The organism is Streptomyces sp. NPDC001493 (assembly GCF_053597235.1).
This window is the reverse complement of the sequence record NZ_JBSFHV010000002.1, coordinates 352,709-372,113: the sequence shown is the minus strand read 5'-3', so window position 1 is coordinate 372,113 and position 19,405 is coordinate 352,709. Positions and strand designations below refer to the sequence as shown.

Genomic DNA, 19,405 nt, shown 5'->3' with positions numbered 1-19,405 from the left:
GCGTCCGAGGCGGGCGCCCATACTCGTCGCATGACCGCCTATGACGCCATCGTCCTCGCCGGAGGGGCCGCCCGACGGCTCGGGGGAGCCGACAAGCCCGGGATCGGTGTCGGCGGCCGGGCGCTGCTCGACCGGGTGCTCGCGGCGTGCGCCGGTGCCGCGAGCACTGTGGTGGTGGGGCCCCGCAGACCCACGGTCCGGCCGGTGATCTGGACCCGCGAAACGCCTGCCGGAGGTGGCCCGGTGGCCGCGCTGGGCGCGGGCGTGCGGGAGACCGCATCGCCCTGGCTCGTGGTGCTCTCGGCGGATCTGCCGTTCCTCGGGGCCGCCACCGTCGGTACGTTGCTGGCCGCCGCCGAGGAGGGCGGCCGGGAGGGCGCCCTGTGTACGGACCCCGACGGGCGACGGCAGCCGCTGGTCGCCGTCTACCGTGCCGAACCCCTGCGGCGCGAGCTCGCCCTGCTCGCGACGGAGCACGGCGGCCTCGCCGGACTCCCGCTGCGCCTGCTGACGGCCGAGCTCGATCTGGCCGCCGTGGCCACACCGGGCCTCGCCTCCTTCGACTGCGACACTTGGGACGACATCAGGGTGGCAAGGGCACACATCAGGGAGCATGAGGCCGTGCTGGACGAATGGATCACCGCAGTCAAGACCGAACTCGGCCTCGAACTCGACGTCGACACCGATGTTCTGCTCGACCTGGCGCGCGACGCCGCGCACGGAGTCGCGCGGCCCGCCGCCCCGCTCACCACCTTCCTCGTCGGATACGCGGCGGGTCTGGCGAGCGCGAACGCCGAACCCGGCGACGGCCCCCGGGCCGTGGCCGAGGCGACCCGCAAGGCGACCGCGCTCGCCCTGCGTTGGGAAGCGGAATCGGGCGATGCCAAGGGAGCCGGAGCCTCGTGAGCGGCCGGGAGCCGCTCCCGGCGGCGGAGGCCCCGACCGTGCGGCTCTCCGGCATGGGAGACCCCGGGGACTTCTTCGTGCTTCCGGAGCTGGACGACTGCCCGGTGCCCGTGCGGAAGACCTCCTCGGCGGAGGACGAACGGGCCGTGGAACAGGCCCTGGCCCTGGCCAACCGGGTCTCCCCGCAGGAGCCCTACGAGCCCTACGAGCCCTCGCGCCACGGCTCCTCGGCCCCGGTGGCTCCTGAGCCGTCCGGAATCCCGGCGGGCGGATCCGCGAAGGACGCACGCGCGAAGGACGCACCGCCCCCGGGCACGCCCGTGCACCGCTCCCCCGCCGCGACCTGGGAGCAGGCCCGGGCGCTGGCCGTGCGGGCAGGACGCAGGGGCGGGCACCCGGCGATCCGGCTGCCGCTCGGCCGCTCGCTGGGCCACGTACTGGCCTCGGGGCTGACGGCGTTGACCGATCTGCCGTCCTTCGACACCTCGGCCATGGACGGCTGGGCCGTCACCGGACCGGGCCCCTGGCACTTCCACGGTGGCTCCGGGCTCCTCGCCGGGGACGGCGGCCTCGACCGGCTGCCGGACGGCGAGGCGGTACGGATCGCCACCGGGGCCCGCATGCCCGTGGAGGCGACGGCGGTCATCCGCTCGGAGCACGCGGAGGTGGACGAGGCCAAGGGGATGCTGCACGCCCGGCGCGCGGTCGTTCCGGGCCAGGACATCCGGCCGCGCGCCCAGGAGTGCCGGACGGGCGAGCAACTGCTGGCGCCCGGAACGCTGGTGACCCCCGCGGTGCTCGGCCTGGCCGCCGCCGCAGGGTACGACGCGCTCGTCGTCGTACCGCGTCCCCGGGTGGAGGTGCTGGTGCTCGGTGACGAGCTGCTCACCTCGGGGCTCCCGCAGGGCGGGCGTATCCGGGACGCGCTCGGGCCCATGCTCGGCCCGTGGCTGAACGCCGCGGGCGCCGATGTCGCCGAGCCGCGCCGGCTGGGCGACGACCCGGAGGCCTTGCGGCAGGCGCTCACCACCACCGACGCGGACCTGGTGCTGACGACCGGCGGCACGGCGGCCGGTCCGGTCGACCATGTGCACCCGATCCTCGCGGAGATCGGCGCCGAACTGGTGGTGGACGGAGTGGCGGTACGCCCGGGGCACCCCATGCTGCTGGCCAGACTGGCGCCGGACGGGCCGTGGCTGGTGGGACTGCCGGGCAACCCGCTCGCCGCGGTCTCCGGGCTTCTCACACTCGCCCTTCCGCTGCTCGGCGGGCTCGCGGGGCGCGTCGAGCAGGAGCCGTACCGGGCACCCGTACAGGAGGCGGTGCAGGGGCACCCGCACGACACCAGGCTCGTGCCCGTGGTGCATCGGGCCGGGCACGGAGCGATCCGGGACCACGCCGTGCCGCTGCGCTACAACGGCCCCGCGATGCTGCGGGGGATCGCCACCGCCGACGGTATGGCGGTCGTGCCGCCGGGCGGAGTGAGGCCCGGTACCGAGGTGGAGATCCTGGATCTGCCCTGGGCTTGAGGCCCGTCCCGGGGTGAGTCCCGCGACCCCGGGGCCCGCCCCGGGGTACGCCCCGCGATCCGGGTACGTCCCGGGGTACGTACGCGACCCGGGGCCCGTCCCCCGACCGTTTCACGTGAAACAGCAGCGGCTCGGCGCCGTTCGGGTGTTTCACGTGAAACACGCGGGCCCCTTCACGGGACCGGACAGGGTCTCAGCGGGCCGGACCCGAACGGCTGATGGTGATGAGACGGTCCTCGCGCTGGAGGCTGGTGAGCGTGGGGTCCGTGTAGTCGAGCAGCCTCCTGTTGCGGAGCACCGCGACGATCAGGTCGGCGCAGTCGCGCGGCGGGCGGCCGATCTCCTCCTCGGTCACCGCGCGTTCCCCGAGGTCCAGTCCGCTGCCGTGGGTCATCAGGTCCTCCAGGGTCCTGGCGACCGGTGGGCTGGCCATGGAGACCCCGAGCAGGCGGCCGGCCGAACTGGAGCTGGTGACCACGGTGTCCGCGCCGCTCTGTTTGAGCAGCGGGACGTTCTCGTCCTCGCGGACCGCGACGACGATGGTGGCGTGCTTGTTGAGCTGGCGGGCGGTCAGGGTGATCAGGGTGGCGGTCTCGTCGCGCTGGGGGGCGATGATGACCCGGCTGGCGGTCGGTACCTCGGCCTTGAGCAGCGTCTCGGAGCGCGTGGCGTCGCCGACGACGGCCACCAGCCCGTCGTCACCGGCCGCGTGTGCGGCCTTCTGCTGCGGGTCCACCACGACGATCTTGTCCTTGGTGATGCCCGTGGAGATCAACGACTCGATCGCGTGACGGCCCTTGGTGCCGTAACCGACCACCACGACGTGGTCGCGGGTGCGGGAACGCCACCGGTGGATGCGTACCTGCTGGCGGGTCCGCTCGGTGAGGACTTCGAGGGTGGTCCCGACCAGGATGATCAGGAAGAGCACTCGAAGGGGTGTGATGACCAGGACGTTGATGAGGCGGGCGCCGTCGCTGACCGGGGTGATGTCGCCGTATCCGGTGGTGGAGAGGGTGACGGTCGCGTAGTAGACCGCGTCGAGCAGGTCGACGCTGCTGTCGGAGGTGTCGTTGTAGCCGGAGCGGTCGGACCAGACGATCACCACCGTGACCGCCAGTACGAGCAGTGCCATCGCCAGTCGCCGGAGCACCTGCTGGAGCGGCGGCAGTGCGCCCTGCGTCGGCATGGTGATGGCCCGGCTGGCCTCGGCGTCCTCCCGCGCGTCCGAGCGCGAGCGGTGCCAGAGGGTCCGCAGGATGGAGAACCTGCCCATCCTGGCTGCTGGTTGGTTCTCGTCCTTCAAGGCATGTCCTCTGGCGGCGGCGGGCAGGTGGTCACGTCGTGGCCCATGGTCGTGGATCGACGACGGGGACGGTGGCCGAAGTGCGTCGCACGTGCCGTGTCTCCACCAGCCGTGCACCGTCACCGGCGGAGAGAAGCGTAAGGGGTTCCGTGCGGCCGTTCCGTCCCTCGTCCTTCCGTACCCTGAGAGCTGCGCCGTACCGCGCGGCCCACCGGCCAGGGCCGCCCGCCGAGCACCCGGACCCCCGGATTCCCGAGCACCCGGACCCCGAGTTCCTGAATCGCTGAATCGCTGGAGAAGCAACGTGCGTGATCACAGTGTGGTCGTCGGTTTCGGTACGAAGGGCCGTTCGGCCGTGCAGACGCTCTGCGCGACCGGCCAGCGGAAGGACCGGATCGTCATCGTCGATCCGTCCGGCAAGGTGGTCGACGCGGTCAATGCCCAGGGGTTCACCGGGGTGCAGGGTGACGCCACGCGCAGCGAGGTGCTGCTGCGGGCCGAGGTCCAGAAGGCGCGTCAGATCATCATCGCCACCCAGCGCGACGACACGGCCGTCCTGGTGACGCTGACGGCACGGCAGTTGAACCAGAGCGCGAAGATCGTCGCTGCGGTGCGCGAGGAGGAGAACGCCCCGCTGCTCCGGCAGTCCGGTGCGGACGCCGTCATCACCAGCGCCAGCGCGGCCGGCCGTCTGCTGGGTCTCTCGGCGCTCAGTCCCAGCGCGGGCACGGTGCTGGAAGACCTCATCCAGCACGGCAGCGGCCTGGATCTCATCGAGCGGCCGGTCATGAAGAGCGAGGTGGGACGGGGCGTCCGGGAGACCGACGACCTGGTGGTGAACGTGGTGCGGGGACACCGGATGATCAGTTACGACGATCCCGCCGCGAGCCCCTTGCAGATGACGGACCGGGTGGTCGTGGTCGTGCGCGCCTCCCCGCTGCCCTCCCCGCTGATCCCGAACCGGCCGCCCCAGGGCCCACAGCGGCTGTAACCGCTGTAGCGGCTTCGGAGAGCGGGTACGGAGTAGCCTCGCGGCCATGTATGCGATCACGATCCCGGAACCCGGTGGCCCCGACGCGCTCGTCTGGACCGAGGCGCCAGATCCCGTACCCGGCGAGGGCGAAGTCCTCGTGGAGGTGCTCTCCAGCGCGGTGAACCGCGCCGACGTCATGCAGCGCCAGGGGTTCTACGACCCGCCGCCCGGCGCCCCCGTGTACCCGGGGCTCGAATGCGCGGGGCGGATCGCCGCGCTGGGCCCCGGGGTGAGCGGCTGGGCGGTGGGCGACGAGGTCTGCGCGCTCCTCGCCGGCGGCGGGTACGCGGAGAAGGTCGCGGTGCCGTCCGGGCAGCTGCTGCCGGTGCCCGCGGGGCTCGACGTGGTGTCGGCGGCGGCGCTTCCCGAGGTGACGTCGACGGTCTGGTCCAACGTCTTCATGGTGGCCCACCTGCGCCCCGGCGAGACCCTGCTCGTGCACGGCGGTTCCAGCGGCATCGGCACCATGGCGATCCAGCTGGCCAAGGCGGTCGGCGCCCGGGTCGCGGTGACGGCGGGCAGCGCGGAGAAGCTGGCGAGCTGCGCGGAACTCGGCGCGGACATCCTGATCAACTACCGCGAGCAGGACTTCGTGGAGGAGATCCGCAAGGCGACGGACGGGGCGGGCGCGGACGTCATCCTCGACATCGTCGGCGCGAAGTACCTGGCACAGAACGTCGAGGCTCTCGCGACCAACGGGCGGCTCGCCGTCATCGGTCTCCAGGGCGGCGCGAAGGCCGAACTGAACCTGGGCGCCCTGCTGACCAAGCGGGCCGCGGTCACCGCGACCTCGCTCCGGGGCCGCCCGCTCGCCGAGAAGGCCGCGATTGTGGCGGCGGTGCGTGAGCACGTCTGGCCGCTGATCGAGGCCGGAGTGGTCCGCCCGATCGTGGACCGTACGGTGCCGATGGCCGAGGCCGCCGAGGCGCACCGGGTGATGGAGTCCAGCGCCCACATCGGCAAGGTCCTGCTGCTGGCACCCGCCGCGAACCAGGCCTGACCGCGCGAACCGGGCCCGACCGCGCAAGCAGGTTGATCACGCGAACCGGGCCCGACCGAGCGAGCGCGCCCGACCGTGGGACCGGGAAGCCCGGAGCTCATGACGAGAGCCCGGCCCGTACACCGGATGGTGTGGGGGGCCGGGCTCTTCCGGGTTCTGCGCGTGGTCGTGCTGTTCGGTGCGGTCCGGCCTACAGGTACGGGCCGGAGCGGATCGCGCCGTGCGGGTCTCCGGCCGACCCCTCGTCGTCGCCGGAGCCGGGGGGCAGGGCGCGCCGCATCTGCTCCAGCTGGGCGCGGGCCGCCATCTGCTGGGCGAACAGGGCGGTCTGGATGCCGTGGAACAGGCCCTCCAGCCAGCCCACCAGCTGGGCCTGCGCGATCCGCAGCTCGGCCTCCGAGGGGACCGACTCCTCCGTGAAGGGCAGCGAGAGGCGTTCCAGCTCCTCCACCAGCTCGGGCGCGAGACCGTCCTCCAGCTCCTTCACGGAGCTGGCGTGGATCTCCTTGAGCCGGACGCGGCTCGCCTCGTCGAGAGGTGCCGCTCTGACCTCCTCAAGGAGCTGCTTGATCATGCTGCCGATGCGCATGACCTTCGCGGGCTGTTCGACCATCTCCGTCACTGGGACCTCGCGGGACTCGTCGCCACTGGCACCGCCGCCGACAGCCATTCCGTCCTGTCCCACTACGAGGACCTGGGGGTGCTCCTGCGACCGGTCATTCCTCGGCATCTCCATGCCGCCATTGTCTCGCACATGCGCCGTACAGAAGGGTGGTGCCCCTTCTTGGGCTTGATCCACCGTCCCCTACGTACCTGAATGCGTGATCGGTCCCCCCGGATGTCCCTTGGATGTCCCCGGATCTTCGGGCGCCGAGCCGGACGCGGATTCCGTTCCGTCCCGTACGTACCGTCTGTCCCGTCAGTCCGCGCGGCGCATCCGGGCGCCGAGGAAGGCCAGTCCGAGGCCGACCAGGGCGATTCCGCTGCCCAGGGAGAGGTGGCGGAGACCTCCGGTGGCGTGGGTGCCCAGCGCGTGCGGACGCGTCGTCGGTACGGGCTCCGAGGACGGGAACGGCGGCGCTGCGGAGGCGGACGGGGGCTCCGGGGTGGCCTCGTCCTCCAGGGCGGCGATGGCCTCGGCGAGCTCCTGGGGCGACAGCGACCGGCCGGGGCGCACCCGGCCCTCCCCCGCGGGCCGCCCGGCGAACGGTTGCTCCCCCTGGGACGGCGTGGCGGTCGGGGTGAGGGGCGGGGTGAGAGACGGAGTGAGGGGCGGCGGGGCGACGGGCGGAGTGGTGGCCGGAAGCGTGAACCCGGCCTGTCCTGCCGGAGCAGGGGCGACGGCGGCGGCCGCAGGGGTGGACGGTGAGGCCACAGGGGCGGATGGCGAGGCCCCTGGATGGGACGGGGAGAACGGCGACGGCGACGCTCCCGTCGGGCGCGGGGCCCGGTGGGGGAGGCGTGTACCGGGCATGCCGGAGAAGGCGGGCCCCGCCGCCCGGGACGGGGTGGCCGAGGGAGAGGCGGCGGTGGTCGTACGGGGAGACGGGGAGGCGGCCGCGCAGGCCGTCGGGCCCAGCGTGGCGGTCATGGCGAGCAGGAGGGAGACGACCGACCTCGACGTCCACGGAGACCGCGGGGGAGGAGGACCTGGAGCCATGGGTTCAGCGTCACACGCCCGCACATTCCCGGCATCCCGGATCGACGGATGTCATCCGCCATGGTGACGGCGGACCCACCTCCCACCCGAACGGCCGATCCGGTCCACGCACGAACGGACGATCCGGCCCGGCCAGAAGAGAGCCGGAAGAACCGGAAAGGCCGAACGGCGAAGCCCGAAGCGGTCGGCCGGCCCGACCCGGCCCGGCCCGGCCCGCTTCAGCTCAGGGCGGGCCTCAGGACGGGTCCCCCGTGGAGACGCTCAGCTCGATGTGGGCGTTGACCGGATCGATGGCCGTACCGGCGGTCGGGAACTGCTTGACGACCTGGTCCTCGGCGTAGGTGTTGCCGGGCTCCTCGATCACCTTGAGGGTCCATCCGGCGGCGTCGGCGCAGGCCTTCGCGGAGAGCAGGTCCTTGTAGACGAAGTCCGGCACGGCGACCTTCTCGGTGTCGCGGACGTCCGTGTTCGGGTCCGTGCAGTCCTGGGTGTCCATGGTCCGGTTGCGCTCGGGGCCCTTGTGTTCCCCGGCGACCGCCGGTGCGCTGCTGCCGGAGGCGTCGGTGGGCCCGGTCGTCGGGTTGTCGTCGCCGCCACCGCTGAGCAGGAGTGTCGCCACCACGCCGAGGACGACGATGCCGGCGACGGCGACCGAGCCCAGGACCACCGGGTTCCGCCGGGACCTGCCGTTGCCGCCCCCGGTGCCCGTACCCCCGATGCCCGTACCCCCGGCGCCCGTGCCGCCGTGGCCCAGCTGTCCGGCGGCGGGCGGGGTCTGCGCCACCGCGTACGGCGGCGGGGTCTGCTGGTACGCCTGGGGGGCGGCCTGCGGGTAGCCGTAGCTCGGTGCCGGGGTCGGGGCTCCGTACGGGCCGGGCTGCTGGTGGTGCGGGTGCGCCGGGTACGGGGTCTGGACACCGTACGGGCCGGGCGCGGCCTGCTGGTCGACCGGCGGGAAGACCGTCGCGCCGACGCCCGAACCGCTGTTGGTGGGACCTCCGGCGACGATCACCGGGGCGGCGGCCTGGCCCGAGGCGTTCAGTACCCGGAAGATCTCGTCGCGCATCGCGGCGGCGCTGGGGAAGCGTTCGTTCGGGTTCTTCCGGAGCGCGCGGGCGACGAGGGCGTCCACCGCGGGGGTGACCGCCCGGTTGATCGTGGACGGGACGGGCGGCTGCTCCTGCACGTGCGCGTAGGCGATGGCGAGCGGGGACTCCGCGTCGAAGGGGAGGCGCCCGGTGAGCAGCTGGAAGAGCATGATGCCGACCGAGTAGAGGTCGGAGCGGGCGTCCACGCCGCGGCCGAGGGCCTGCTCGGGGGAGAGGTACTGGGGTGTGCCGACCACCATGCCGGTCTGGGTCATCGAGGTGACGCCGGACTGCATGGCGCGGGCGATGCCGAAGTCCATGACCTTGACGACGCCGCGCTTGGTGATCATGACGTTGCCGGGCTTGATGTCGCGGTGGACGAGCCCCATCTCGTGGCTGGTCTCCAGGGCGGCCAGCACGTCGGCGGTCACCTTGAGGGCCTTGTCGGCGGGCATCGCGCCCTGGGCGGCGATGTCCTGGCGCAGCACCGAGCCGAGCGGCAGACCCTCCACGTACTCCATGACGATGTACGGCATCAGGGCGCCGCCGAGTTCGTCCTCGCCGGTGTCGAAGACGGAGACGATGTTGGTGTGCTGGAGCTTCGCGACGGCCTGGGCCTCGCGGCGGAACCGTTCGCGGAAGGACTGTTCCCGTCCGAGTTCGGTGTGCAGCGTCTTGATGGCCACCTGGCGGTCGAGCGCCGCGTCGTAGGCGAGGTAGACGGAGGCCATGCCGCCTTCGCCGAGCAGGTCACGGAGCTGGTACCGGCCGCCGGCGACGGCTCCGCCCGCATAGCGGCCCTGCGAACCGTCCTGGCTCATGACGTGCTCCCCCTCGGCGCGTCGTTGGCGCCTCACCCCGATGTCGCGGGAATCGCGGAAATTGTTCCGAAGCTTCGGTGACGAGAAACTTCGGTGAACAGAGGCCCCGGGCCCCCGGAATCCGCGAAGATCCGTACTGGGTCCCAAGTCTGCCCGAGGGGTGGGACACGTCAAGCCAGGTGCCGGTTCCGTGACCCTGACCACACGAACCGTCTCGGAAGCGTTACAGGAACTGCCCAGAATGTGCGCGTGCGCCACGCGGGCCGATCGGATGACCGGTTTCGCTCCGGACCGAGGGGCGCGGTGGAGGCTGTAGCGTGGCGTGGCAGTACAGCCGTCCATGCGGCTGATGCAGGAACCAGGCACCGTGAGGACCCGCGGACGCGCGGACAGATACGACGGCGAGGACTGATGGCACCCGATTCCGAAGCAAACGGCGGCGGAGTCTCGGATGGCACCGACTCCTGGGGCGTCGGCGGCGTCGTCGGGGACGGCCGTTACCGGATGACCCACCGCCTCGGCAGGGGCGGAATGGCGGAGGTCTACGCCGCGGAGGACGTCCGTCTGGGACGTACCGTCGCGGTGAAGCTGCTCCGCTCCGATCTCGCCGAGGACCCGGTGTCCAAGGCGCGGTTCACCCGCGAGGCACAGTCGGTGGCCGGGCTCAACCACCACGCGATCGTCGCCGTGTACGACTCCGGCGAGGACGTCGTGGGCGGTCAGACCGTCCCCTACATCGTGATGGAGCTGGTCGAGGGCCGCACCATCCGTGACCTGCTGATCAGTGCGGAGGCACCGCCGCCCGAGCAGGCGCTCATCATCGTCTCGGGTGTGCTGGAGGCGCTGGCCTACTCGCACCAGCACGGCATCGTGCACCGGGACATCAAGCCCGCGAACGTCATCATCACGGACTCCGGCGCGGTCAAGGTCATGGACTTCGGCATCGCCCGCGCGCTGCACGGCGCGCAGTCGACGATGACGCAGACCGGCATGGTCATGGGCACTCCGCAGTACCTCTCTCCGGAGCAGGCGCTCGGCAAGGCCGTCGACCACCGCTCCGACCTGTACGCGACCGGCTGTCTGCTGTACGAACTGCTGGCGCTGCGGCCCCCGTTCACCGGTGAGACGCCGCTCTCCGTGGTGTACCAGCACGTCCAGGACATCCCGGTCCCGCCGTCCGAGGTCTCGGACGGGGTGCCGCCGGAGCTGGACGGTCTGGTGATGCGTTCGCTCGCGAAGGAGCCGGACGACCGGTTCCAGAGCGCGGAGGAGATGCGCGGGCTGGTCCAGTACGGCCTGCAGATGCTCCAGGTGCAGGGCGGCCACACCGGTACGTGGAACACCGGGCCTGTCGTCGGGTACGACGGCGGTCACACCCCGGCGCAGGGTTTCGCGGGGTCCACCCAGGTGATGGGGGCCGGCGGCTACGCGGCGCACGGGGACACCTCGCAGGGGCCGATCCTGCCGCCGATGAACCCGGACGACGGCGGCTACGGCGGTTACGGCAACGGCGGTTACGACGGCGGCCAGGGCAATGGCGGCGGCAAGAGCAAGATGTGGCTCTTCGTGGTGCTGGCGCTGGTCGCGATCGGCGTCGGGGTCGCGATCGCCGTCAACGCGGCGGGCAGCGGCGACACCGACAAGGGCCGGGTTGACCCGCCCACGTCGTCCTCGCCGTCCCCGGACGAGACGTCGGCCGAGCCGAGCGACGAGCCGACCGAGGAGTCGCAGGCGCCCGAGGATTCCTCCGGCGGGAAGTCGCAGTGGTCCGAGGACCCGACGTGGACGCCGACGCCGACCGAAACGCAGCAGTCGTACACCCCGAAGCCGACCCAGACCACGGAGGCGCCCGCCACGTCGAACGGCGGGGGCGCCGGGGAGCCCACGGGCGACACGTCCACGGAGCCGACCACGGACCCGACGGACGACGGCGCGGGCGGAGACCCGGCGGGCGGCACGGGCGACACCGGTGCCACCGCCGAGCCCACCGGCTCCACCGAGTCCGCGGGCGCGGAGGGACTCATCCCCTGACCGGCTCGCGCCGACCGACTACGGGACCGGCTCGCGCCAACTGACCCCGCGACCCCGTTGAGCGCCCCGCCCACCCGGTGCGGGGCGCTCACCCCGTGAACGCCTCGTTCACGGCCTCGTACTCCCGGGTCCACCACACCACCAGGGCCGACACCGCAGGGAACTGCGGGTCGGCCCTTCGGTCTCCCAGGGCGTAGCGCCAGCGCAGTATCCAGAAGTCGTTGAGCCGCTCCCACCAGACCCGGTGGACCGCGGCGGCGAGCTCGGCCGAGCCGGCTCCGGCGGCCTCGCGGTAGGCGCGGGCGTACGCCTTGACCTTGTCGAGTTCGAGTTTTCCGGCCGGCTGGACGAAGAAGATCGCCGCGGCGCGTACCGCCTCCTCCGCGCGGGGCTGGACGCCGAGCCGGTCCCAGTCGACGATCGCGACGGGGTCGCTGCCCCGGTAGAGCAGGTTCAGCGGGTGGAAGTCGCCGTGCACCCAGCCGTGGGCGGGGCCCACGGGGGTGGGCGGCCGGCGGTGGGCGTGGCGTTCCAGCAGGGCCCTGCGTTCGACGAGGCGGTGTACGGCGAGCTCGTCGAAGGCGTCCAGCGGGGTGTCGCGGGGGCGTACGCCGCGGGCGGCGTCGAGCAGTTCGTCGATGAGGGCGAAGGTGTCGGCCGGGTCCGGGCTGCCGTGGCCGCGTCGCGTGGTCGGCGTACCGCCGCCGGGGCCCATGACCTGTTCGAGACCGGTGTGTACGGCTCCGAGGAGCGCCCCGAGACGCTGGGACTGGTCGGGGGTCAGCTGGGCGCCGATGCGGTGGCGGCCGTCGACCCAGGGGTGCAGGGCGAAGCAGTGGCCGTCGATGACGGTGACGGTCTCGCCGTCGGCGTCGGCCAGCGGTGGTGCGACGGGGACGCCGATCGACTGGAGGCGCATGGTGGCCCGGTGCTGGCGGGCGATGAGGGAGCGCTCGCCGGTGGCGTCGTCCAGGTGCTGCTTGTCGAGGTGGTGCTTGAGGAAGTACGCGCCGCGCGTGGTGGAGACGCGGTATCCGTGGTTGAGAAGTCCCTTGGTGATCGGCTCGCAGGCGAGCGGTTCACCGACCGCGGGATAGCGGCGCATGACCTCGCCGACCGGAGGCTGGGGAGGGTGGGTTACATATGAGCGCGGCACTTACCAGATGGTAGATCACACGACGTGCCCCGGATGCGGACTTGATTTCCAGCCCAGAGTGTGCACAGAGGTGAACTGAGGGTGCAGTCGGAGGTAGACCGGAGCGAAGGTCTCGCCGTTGACCTCGGCGGGCAGGGCGCCGAAGCGGGCGCGCTGGGCGCGGGAGGGTTCGAGGAGCTCGGCGGTGCCGGTGAACTGCACGGCCCACAGGTCCTGGTCGCCCGGGGCGGCGGTGTTCAGGTTGTCGGCCCCGTAGGCGACGACGCTGCCGTCGCAGGCCTCGTGGTGGCCGAGTCCGCCGTGCATGCGCAGCACGAGGTGCCCGTCGTCCACGATGTGGCGGGCGAGGGCCAGCAGCGGGAGCGCACGCCTGCTGGTCGCCAGCCGGCCGTACGGGACCCGGTGCAGCAGCTCGATGGCGCGCGATACCTCTGGAGACATTCCTCCACTGTCCGACGCGGCCCGGTCCGTCCGTAAGGGTCCGGGGCCCCGGGCGCACCGGGACCAAGGTCCCCGGTCAGGCCGGGGACCGCTTCCCAGCGCCGGTCTCCCGGCGCGGCTCTCCCGGCACCGGTTCCTCGGCGCCGGTCTCTCAGCGCTCGCCCTCGGCCTGGATCCGGGCGACGTACGCGGCGGCCTGCGAGCGGCGCTCCATGCCGAGCTTCGACAGGAGGCTGGAGACGTAGTTCTTGATCGTCTTCTCCGCGAGGTGCAGGCGCTCGCCGATGACCCGGTTGGTGAGCCCCTCGCCGATCAGGTCGAGGATCTTGCGCTCCTGATCGGTGAGGTTGGCGAGCTTGTCGTCGCCCTTGCTGTCCTTGCCGTCGCGGAGCCGGGCCAGCACGCGGGCGGTGGCCGCGGGGTCCAGCAGCGACTTGCCGGCCGCCACGTCGCGTACCGCGCTGAGCAGCTCGTTGCCGCGGATCGCCTTCAGTACGTACCCCGAGGCACCGGCCATGATCGCGTCGAACAGGGCCTCGTCGTCGGCGTACGAGGTCAGCATCAGGCACTTGATGTTCTCGTTCTGGGAGCGGATCTCCCGGCACACCTCCACCCCGCTGCCGTCCGGCAGGCGCACGTCCAGCACGGCCACGTCCGGGCGGGTGGCGGGGATGCGGACCAGGGCGTCGGCGGCGGTCCCGGCCTCGCCGACGACCTCGATGTCGTCCTCCACCGCGAGCAGGTCGTGGACGCCCCGACGTACTACCTCATGGTCGTCGAGTAGAAATACGGTGATTTTTCCATCTTCGGACACATTCGCAGTCTCACACACTCCGCTCCGCTCCGCCCTTCCCTGCGCCGGTCCCCCGGGATAACGTGCCGTTGTTCCGGCCGCCTGCGAGGCTGTTACCAGTGCTGTGACCAGCGAGAGTTCGGGTTTTTCGCGATTTACTTGGAAATCCAAGCAAAATCGCAGGTCAGAGAGGGTTTCGCGTATATGCGACCCACTGGGTAACGTGCCTGTGACAGGGCGCTCGCCGGGGCACCTGTCACGCCTGTTCCCGGCCGAGCGGCACCCACCCCGTGCACGGGTCCGGACACAGGCGAGCCGCACTGGTATCCCGGCAGACCCCGGGGTCCGGACCGACGGAGGAGCACGCACGTGACCGTGGAGAGCACTGCCGCGCGTAAGCCGCGACGCAGTAGCAGCAGCAGGCGCACCAGCGCCGCGAAGGCACCGCAGAGTTCCGAGCCGCAGCTCGTACAGCTCCTGACGCCCGAGGGCGAGCGGGTGGAGCACCCGGACTACAGCATCGACCTCTCCCCCGAGGAGCTGCGTGCGCTGTACCGGGACATGGTGCTGACCCGTCGGTTCGACTCCGAGGCGACCGCCCTGCAGCGCCAGGGCGAGCTGGGCCTGTGGGCCTCGCTGCTGGGCCAGGAGGCCGCGCAGATCGGCTCCGGCCGGGCGCTGCGCGACGACGACTACGTCTTCCCCACCTACCGCGAGCACGGCGTTGCCTGGTGCCGTGGCGTGGACCCGACGAACCTGCTCGGCCTGTTCCGTGGTGTGAACCACGGCGGCTGGGACCCGGCCAGCAACAACTTCCACCTGTACACGCTGGTCATCGGCTCGCAGACGCTGCACGCCACCGGCTATGCCATGGGTGTCGCCAAGGACGGCGGTGACTCCGCCGTGGTCGCGTACTTCGGTGACGGCGCCACCAGCCAGGGCGACGTGGCCGAGGCGTTCACCTACGCCGCGGTCTACAACGCCCCCGTCGTGTTCTTCTGCCAGAACAACCAGTGGGCGATCTCCGAGCCCACCGCGCGCCAGACCCGGGTGCCGCTCTACCAGCGCGCCCAGGGCTACGGCTTCCCCGGCGTCCGGGTCGACGGCAACGACGTGCTCGCCTGCCTCGCGGTGACCAAGGCTTCGCTGGAGCGGGCCCGCAGCGGTGAGGGCCCCACCCTCGTGGAGGCGTTCACCTACCGCATGGGCGCGCACACCACCTCCGACGACCCGACGAAGTACCGGGCCGACGAGGAGCGCGCCGCGTGGGAGGCGAAGGACCCGATCCTGCGGCTGCGCACGTACATGGAGAAGCAGAAGTTCGCGGACGAGGCCTTCTTCACCGCCCTGGAGGCGGAGAGCGAGGCGCTCGGCAAGGGCGTGCGTGAGGCTGTCCGCGCCATGCCGGACCCGGGTTCCATGGCGATGTTCGACCACGTCTACGCCGACGGCTCCTCGCTCGTCGACGAGGAGCGGGCCGAGTTCATCGCCTACCAGGCATCGTTCGTCGAGGAGGGGAACTGACCATGGCCGCGGAAAAGATGTCCATCGCGAAGGCGCTCAACGAGTCGCTGCGCCATGCCCTCGACACCGACCCCAAGGTCCTGATCATGGGTGAGGACGTCGGCAAGCTCGGCGGCGTCTTCCGGATCACCGACGGGCTCCAGAAGGACTTCGGCGAGGGCCGGGTGATCGACACCCCGCTCGCCGAGTCCGGCATCGTCGGCACGGCGATCGGTCTGGCCCTGCGCGGTTACCGTCCCGTCGTCGAGATCCAGTTCGACGGCTTCGTGTTCCCCGCGTACGACCAGATCGTCACGCAGCTCGCGAAGATGCGCGCCCGTTCGCTCGGCAAGATCAAGCTGCCCGTCGTCATCCGCATCCCCTACGGCGGCGGCATCGGCGCGGTCGAGCACCACAGCGAGTCGCCCGAGGCGCTGTTCGCGCACGTCTCCGGTCTGAAGGTCGTCTCGCCGTCGAACGCGCACGACGCCTACTGGATGATGCAGCAGGCGCTCCAGAGCGACGATCCGATCATCTTCTTCGAGCCCAAGCGGCGTTACTGGGACAAGGGTGAGGTCGACACCGAGGCCATCCCGGTCCCGCTGCACCGCGCCGTCACGGTCCGCGAGGGCAGCGACCTCACGCTCGTCGCGTACGGGCCGATGGTGAAGGTCTGCCTGGAGGCCGCCGCGGCGGCCGAGGAGGAGGGCAAGTCGGTCGAGGTCCTGGACCTGCGGTCGATGTCCCCGATCGACTTCGACGCCATCCAGGCCTCGGTCGAGAAGACCGGCCGGCTGGTCGTCGTGCACGAGGCCCCGGTCTTCTACGGCTCCGGCGCGGAGATCGCGGCCCGGATCACCGAGCGCAGCTTCTACCATCTCGAAGCGCCGGTCCTGCGTGTCGGCGGTTACCACGTGCCGTACCCGCCGGCCCGGCTGGAGGACGAGTACCTGCCGGGTCTCGACCGGGTGCTCGACGCCGTCGACCGCTCGCTGGCGTACTGAGGAGAGGGGTCGTGACGATGACCGACACATCGGTCCGTTTCCGTGAGTTCAAGATGCCCGACGTGGGCGAGGGGCTCACCGAGGCGGAGATCCTCAAGTGGTTCGTCCAGCCCGGCGACACCGTCACCGACGGCCAGGTCGTCTGCGAGGTCGAGACCGCCAAGGCCGCCGTGGAGCTGCCGATCCCGTTCGACGGGGTGGTGCACGAGCTGCGCTTCCCCGAGGGCACCACGGTCGACGTGGGCCAGGTGATCATCGCGGTGGACGTGGCGCCCGGTTCGCCCGCCGACGTCCCCGTGCAGGCCGCTCCGGTCTCCGCACCGGCGGAGCCCGAGGCCGCCGCCGCGGAGGAGGCGCCCAAGGGCCGCCAGTCCGTACTGGTCGGTTACGGCGTCTCCGAGAGCTCCACCAAGCGCCGCCCCCGCAAGGGCGCCGAGCAGCCGGCGGCCGCCGCGGTGCAGGCGGTCCAGGGTGAGCTGAACGGCCGGGGCGCCGGTGCCGCGCAGGCGGTGGCGAAGAGCCGTCCGCTCGCCAAGCCTCCGGTCCGCAAGCTCGCGAAGGACCTCGGCATCGATCTGGCGGCGGTCACCCCGACCGGCCCGGACGGTGTCATCACCCGCGACGACGTGCACGCCGCCGCCGTTCCGGCGCCCGCGGTCACCGCACCGGCCGCCGCCGTCGCCGAGGGCACGGCCGCCGTGGCCCAGTCGCCCGACGAGACCGTGGCGTACGAGACCGGACCGTACGACACCGCTCCGGCCGAGGCGCCGCAGCCGGTGGCCGCGGTGCCGGGTGCGCGGGAGACCCGTATTCCGGTCAAGGGGGTACGGAAGGCCATCGCGCAGGCGATGGTCACCAGCGCCTTCACCGCACCGCACGTCACCGAGTTCGTCACGGTCGACATCACCCGCACGATGAAGCTGGTCGCGGAGCTGAAGGAGGACAAGGACCTCGCCGGGGTCCGGGTCAACCCGCTGCTCCTCATCGCGAAGGCCCTGCTCGTCGCGGTCAGGCGGAACCCGGGCGTCAACGCCGCCTGGGACGAGGCGAATCAGGAGATCGTCCAGAAGCACTACGTGAACCTGGGCATCGCCGCCGCCACCCCGCGCGGACTGATCGTGCCGAACATCAAGGACGCGCAGGAGAAGACCCTACCCGAACTGGCCGGTGCGCTCGGCGAGTTGGTCACCACGGCCCGCGAGGGCAAGACCTCTCCGGCGGCGATGGCGGGCGGCACGCTCACCATCACCAACGTGGGTGTCTTCGGCGTCGACACCGGCACGCCCATCCTCAACCCGGGCGAGTCCGCGATCCTCGCGGTCGGTTCGATCAAGCTCCAGCCGTGGGTCCACAAGGGCAAGGTGAAGCCCCGTCAGGTCACCACGCTGGCGCTGTCGTTCGACCACCGCCTGATCGACGGCGAGCTGGGGTCGAGGTTCCTGGCGGACGTCGCCGCGATCCTGGAGCAGCCGAAGCGCCTGATCACCTGGGCCTGACGGCCCGGACGGCTTACGAGGTGGGCCCGCGCGCGGCAGCGTGCGGGCCCACCTCCCGTTTCCGGGGGCGGGAGGCGGAGTTACGGGAGGAAGAGGGGCCCGGTCTTTCCCGCGAGGGACATCTCGGCGAACACCGTCTTGCCGACCGTGCGGCGCTCGATGCCCCACTTGTCGGCGAGGTTCGCCACGATCAGCAGCCCCCGTCCGAAACAGTCGGTGTCCACGGGCTTGCGGGTGTCGGGCAGCCGTTCCGCCCGCGCGTCGCTGACCTCGATCCGCAGAGTGGTCGCGGTGAGCAGGAGGCGTACGCGGAAGAGGCGGCCCTGTACTCCGCCGTGCAGCACCGCGTTGGTGGTCAACTCGCTGACCAGCAGCGCCACGTCGTCGGCCAGGTGTTCATGCCCCCACTCCGCGACGAGTCGCGCGGCCCGGCGCCGGCTGAGCCTGACGCTGCCGGGCGTGGGCGTGTAGCTGAGCACGTCCTCGTGGAGAACGGGTTCGGGGGCGGGGATTTCCTGGGCGGGCGTCATGGACACGTACCTCCGTGGAAACGGGCGGTGGCGATGCCGTGCCGGGGCCTGAGCCGGTACGTCTCCGGCGCGGGGCAGGACGGTGCACTTCCGCCGGTGGCCTCGCTGTGCGAGCGGTGGAGTACTGAACGTAGCGATCCCTCGAACCTGGGCACAAGTGAAACGGAGACAAGTGTCTCCAACGGGTGAAGGTGCTCGACGCCCACGCGGCCCGAACGCGACACTGACCCTGTGAATCGAGCAACCCAACTTGGGAATCGGACGTCGACGGTGCTGGGCCGCAGGCTCGGTAGCGAACTGCTCCGTCTGCGGGACGCGTCGGGGAAGACGCAGCAGCAGGCCGCGCAGACGATCAGCGCCACCAATTCGAAGATCGTGAAAATGGAGCGAGGGTGGGTCCCGATGCGGGACCCGGACATCCGCACGCTCTGCGAGTTCTACGGCACCGACGATTCGAAGCTCATCGGCCGCCTGCTGGACTTGGCCGGACTGGACCGGGAGCGCCGCAAGGCGAAGGGCTGGTGGAACCAGTATCCGGAGCTGCGATCGCTGGTCGAGTACGTGGCGTTGGAGGACATCGCCACCGGAATCCGTACGTGGCAAGGCGCGTTCGTTCCTGGCCTGCTCCAGACTCCGGACTACGCGCGGGCTCTCGCTGTGGGCAACGCGGAGTGGCGTGAACCTGAGGAGATCGAGCGATTCGTCGAAGCGAAGGTGGCGCGCCAGGCCCGTCTCTCGGATGACGAGCCGCTCGCGCTGTGGGCGATCATCGGGGAGGGAGCGCTGCGGCAGTTGGTCGGTGGACGCGAGGTGATGCGTACGCAGCTCGCACGCCTTGCGGCAGCATCCATGGAGCCAAATGTCACGGTGCAGGTTGTCCCGTTCCTTGCGGGGTCCCATCCCGGGATGACCAGCGCGTTCAGCGTCGTTTCCTTCGCCGAGCCGGGGGCGCTCGACGTGGTTTACATGGACACCACGTCGTCTACGCTGTGGTTGGAGAGCGAGACGGACGCCGCGCGTCACAACGTCACGTTCGGCCGCATTGCCAGAAGCGGACTCGCTCCCCGCGATTCCATCGCTCTGATAGAGCGTATTCGCAAGGAGTTGTAGC

The 19,405-nt window shown here is 71.5% G+C and carries 16 protein-coding genes and 1 pseudogene; 9 read left to right on the top strand and 8 right to left on the bottom strand.

The window, feature by feature from the left end; genetic code table 11:
• Positions 1-30 precede the first annotated feature (30 nt).
• Together ACWCWD_RS04165 and ACWCWD_RS04160 are read left to right on the top strand one after the other, a co-directional pair.
• On the top strand, positions 31-906 hold the full coding sequence (locus tag ACWCWD_RS04165; protein WP_450770086.1) for an NTP transferase domain-containing protein: 876 nt from the start codon (positions 31-33) through the stop codon (positions 904-906).
• 53 nt (positions 907-959) lie between these two features.
• Positions 960-2,435, top strand: a complete 1,476-nt coding sequence (locus ACWCWD_RS04160) for a molybdopterin molybdotransferase MoeA (RefSeq protein WP_450770374.1) — start codon at positions 960-962, stop codon at positions 2,433-2,435.
• Between the two features lie 193 nt (positions 2,436-2,628).
• Here the strand turns inward: ACWCWD_RS04160 and ACWCWD_RS04155 are convergent, their stop codons facing one another.
• Positions 2,629-3,708 carry a potassium channel family protein gene (locus tag ACWCWD_RS04155; protein ID WP_450770372.1) on the bottom strand — a complete coding sequence of 360 codons (1,080 nt, stop codon included), beginning with the start codon at positions 3,706-3,708 and terminating at the stop codon, positions 2,629-2,631.
• Between the two features lie 313 nt (positions 3,709-4,021).
• Here ACWCWD_RS04155 and ACWCWD_RS04150 point away from each other — a divergent pair.
• A pseudogene (locus ACWCWD_RS04150) lies at positions 4,022-4,729 on the top strand (potassium channel family protein); the annotation flags it as partial.
• A gap of 46 nt (positions 4,730-4,775) precedes the next feature.
• Positions 4,776-5,771, top strand: a complete 996-nt coding sequence (locus ACWCWD_RS04145) for an NAD(P)H-quinone oxidoreductase (RefSeq protein WP_450770085.1) — start codon at positions 4,776-4,778, stop codon at positions 5,769-5,771.
• Positions 5,772-5,961: 190 nt separating this feature from the next.
• Here ACWCWD_RS04145 and ACWCWD_RS04140 read toward each other — a convergent pair whose 3' ends face one another.
• The 3 genes from ACWCWD_RS04140 to ACWCWD_RS04130 all read right to left on the bottom strand — a co-directional run bounded on the left by ACWCWD_RS04140 (position 5,962) and on the right by ACWCWD_RS04130 (position 9,340).
• The gene (locus ACWCWD_RS04140; RefSeq protein WP_450770084.1) at positions 5,962-6,507 is read right to left on the bottom strand and encodes a bacterial proteasome activator family protein; all 546 of its coding nucleotides are present in this window, start codon (positions 6,505-6,507) and stop codon (positions 5,962-5,964) included.
• Positions 6,508-6,690: 183 nt separating this feature from the next.
• Complete coding sequence (locus tag ACWCWD_RS04135; RefSeq protein WP_450770083.1) at positions 6,691-7,146, bottom strand: hypothetical protein; 456 nt, start codon at positions 7,144-7,146, stop codon at positions 6,691-6,693.
• Between the two features lie 520 nt (positions 7,147-7,666).
• Complete coding sequence (locus ACWCWD_RS04130) at positions 7,667-9,340, bottom strand: protein kinase domain-containing protein (protein ID WP_450770081.1); 1,674 nt, start codon at positions 9,338-9,340, stop codon at positions 7,667-7,669.
• 411 nt (positions 9,341-9,751) lie between these two features.
• Here ACWCWD_RS04130 and ACWCWD_RS04125 point away from each other — a divergent pair, with 411 nt between their 5' ends.
• On the top strand, positions 9,752-11,371 hold the full coding sequence (locus ACWCWD_RS04125; RefSeq protein ID WP_450770079.1) for a protein kinase domain-containing protein: 1,620 nt from the start codon (positions 9,752-9,754) through the stop codon (positions 11,369-11,371).
• Positions 11,372-11,459: 88 nt separating this feature from the next.
• Here the strand turns inward: ACWCWD_RS04125 and ACWCWD_RS04120 are convergent, their stop codons facing one another.
• From ACWCWD_RS04120 to ACWCWD_RS04110, 3 genes are all read right to left on the bottom strand, one after another.
• A complete protein-coding gene (locus ACWCWD_RS04120; protein WP_450770370.1) occupies positions 11,460-12,476 on the bottom strand; it encodes a phosphotransferase in 1,017 nt (338 codons plus the stop codon).
• A gap of 66 nt (positions 12,477-12,542) precedes the next feature.
• A complete protein-coding gene (locus ACWCWD_RS04115; protein WP_450770077.1) occupies positions 12,543-12,968 on the bottom strand; it encodes a pyridoxamine 5'-phosphate oxidase family protein in 426 nt (141 codons plus the stop codon).
• A 151-nt stretch (positions 12,969-13,119) separates the two neighbouring features.
• The gene (locus ACWCWD_RS04110; protein WP_450770075.1) at positions 13,120-13,782 is read right to left on the bottom strand and encodes a response regulator; all 663 of its coding nucleotides are present in this window, start codon (positions 13,780-13,782) and stop codon (positions 13,120-13,122) included.
• Positions 13,783-14,130: 348 nt separating this feature from the next.
• On the opposite strand from ACWCWD_RS04110, the gene pdhA reads away from it, so the two are divergent.
• The 3 genes from pdhA to ACWCWD_RS04095 are packed head-to-tail and all read left to right on the top strand — an operon-like array spanning position 14,131 to position 17,764.
• On the top strand, positions 14,131-15,285 hold the full coding sequence (gene pdhA, locus ACWCWD_RS04105; protein ID WP_450770074.1) for a pyruvate dehydrogenase (acetyl-transferring) E1 component subunit alpha: 1,155 nt from the start codon (positions 14,131-14,133) through the stop codon (positions 15,283-15,285).
• A gap of 2 nt (positions 15,286-15,287) precedes the next feature.
• Positions 15,288-16,268, top strand: coding sequence for an alpha-ketoacid dehydrogenase subunit beta (locus ACWCWD_RS04100; RefSeq protein ID WP_450770072.1), 981 nt, complete (start codon positions 15,288-15,290; stop codon positions 16,266-16,268).
• A gap of 17 nt (positions 16,269-16,285) precedes the next feature.
• On the top strand, positions 16,286-17,764 hold the full coding sequence (locus tag ACWCWD_RS04095) for a dihydrolipoamide acetyltransferase family protein (RefSeq protein WP_450770369.1): 1,479 nt from the start codon (positions 16,286-16,288) through the stop codon (positions 17,762-17,764).
• Positions 17,765-17,844: 80 nt separating this feature from the next.
• On the opposite strand, the gene ACWCWD_RS04090 is transcribed toward ACWCWD_RS04095, so the two are convergent.
• The gene (locus ACWCWD_RS04090) at positions 17,845-18,294 is read right to left on the bottom strand and encodes an ATP-binding protein (protein WP_450770071.1); all 450 of its coding nucleotides are present in this window, start codon (positions 18,292-18,294) and stop codon (positions 17,845-17,847) included.
• A gap of 231 nt (positions 18,295-18,525) precedes the next feature.
• Here ACWCWD_RS04090 and ACWCWD_RS04085 point away from each other — a divergent pair, with 231 nt between their 5' ends.
• On the top strand, positions 18,526-19,404 hold the full coding sequence (locus tag ACWCWD_RS04085) for a helix-turn-helix domain-containing protein (protein WP_450770069.1): 879 nt from the start codon (positions 18,526-18,528) through the stop codon (positions 19,402-19,404).
• Position 19,405: the final 1 nt, after the last annotated feature.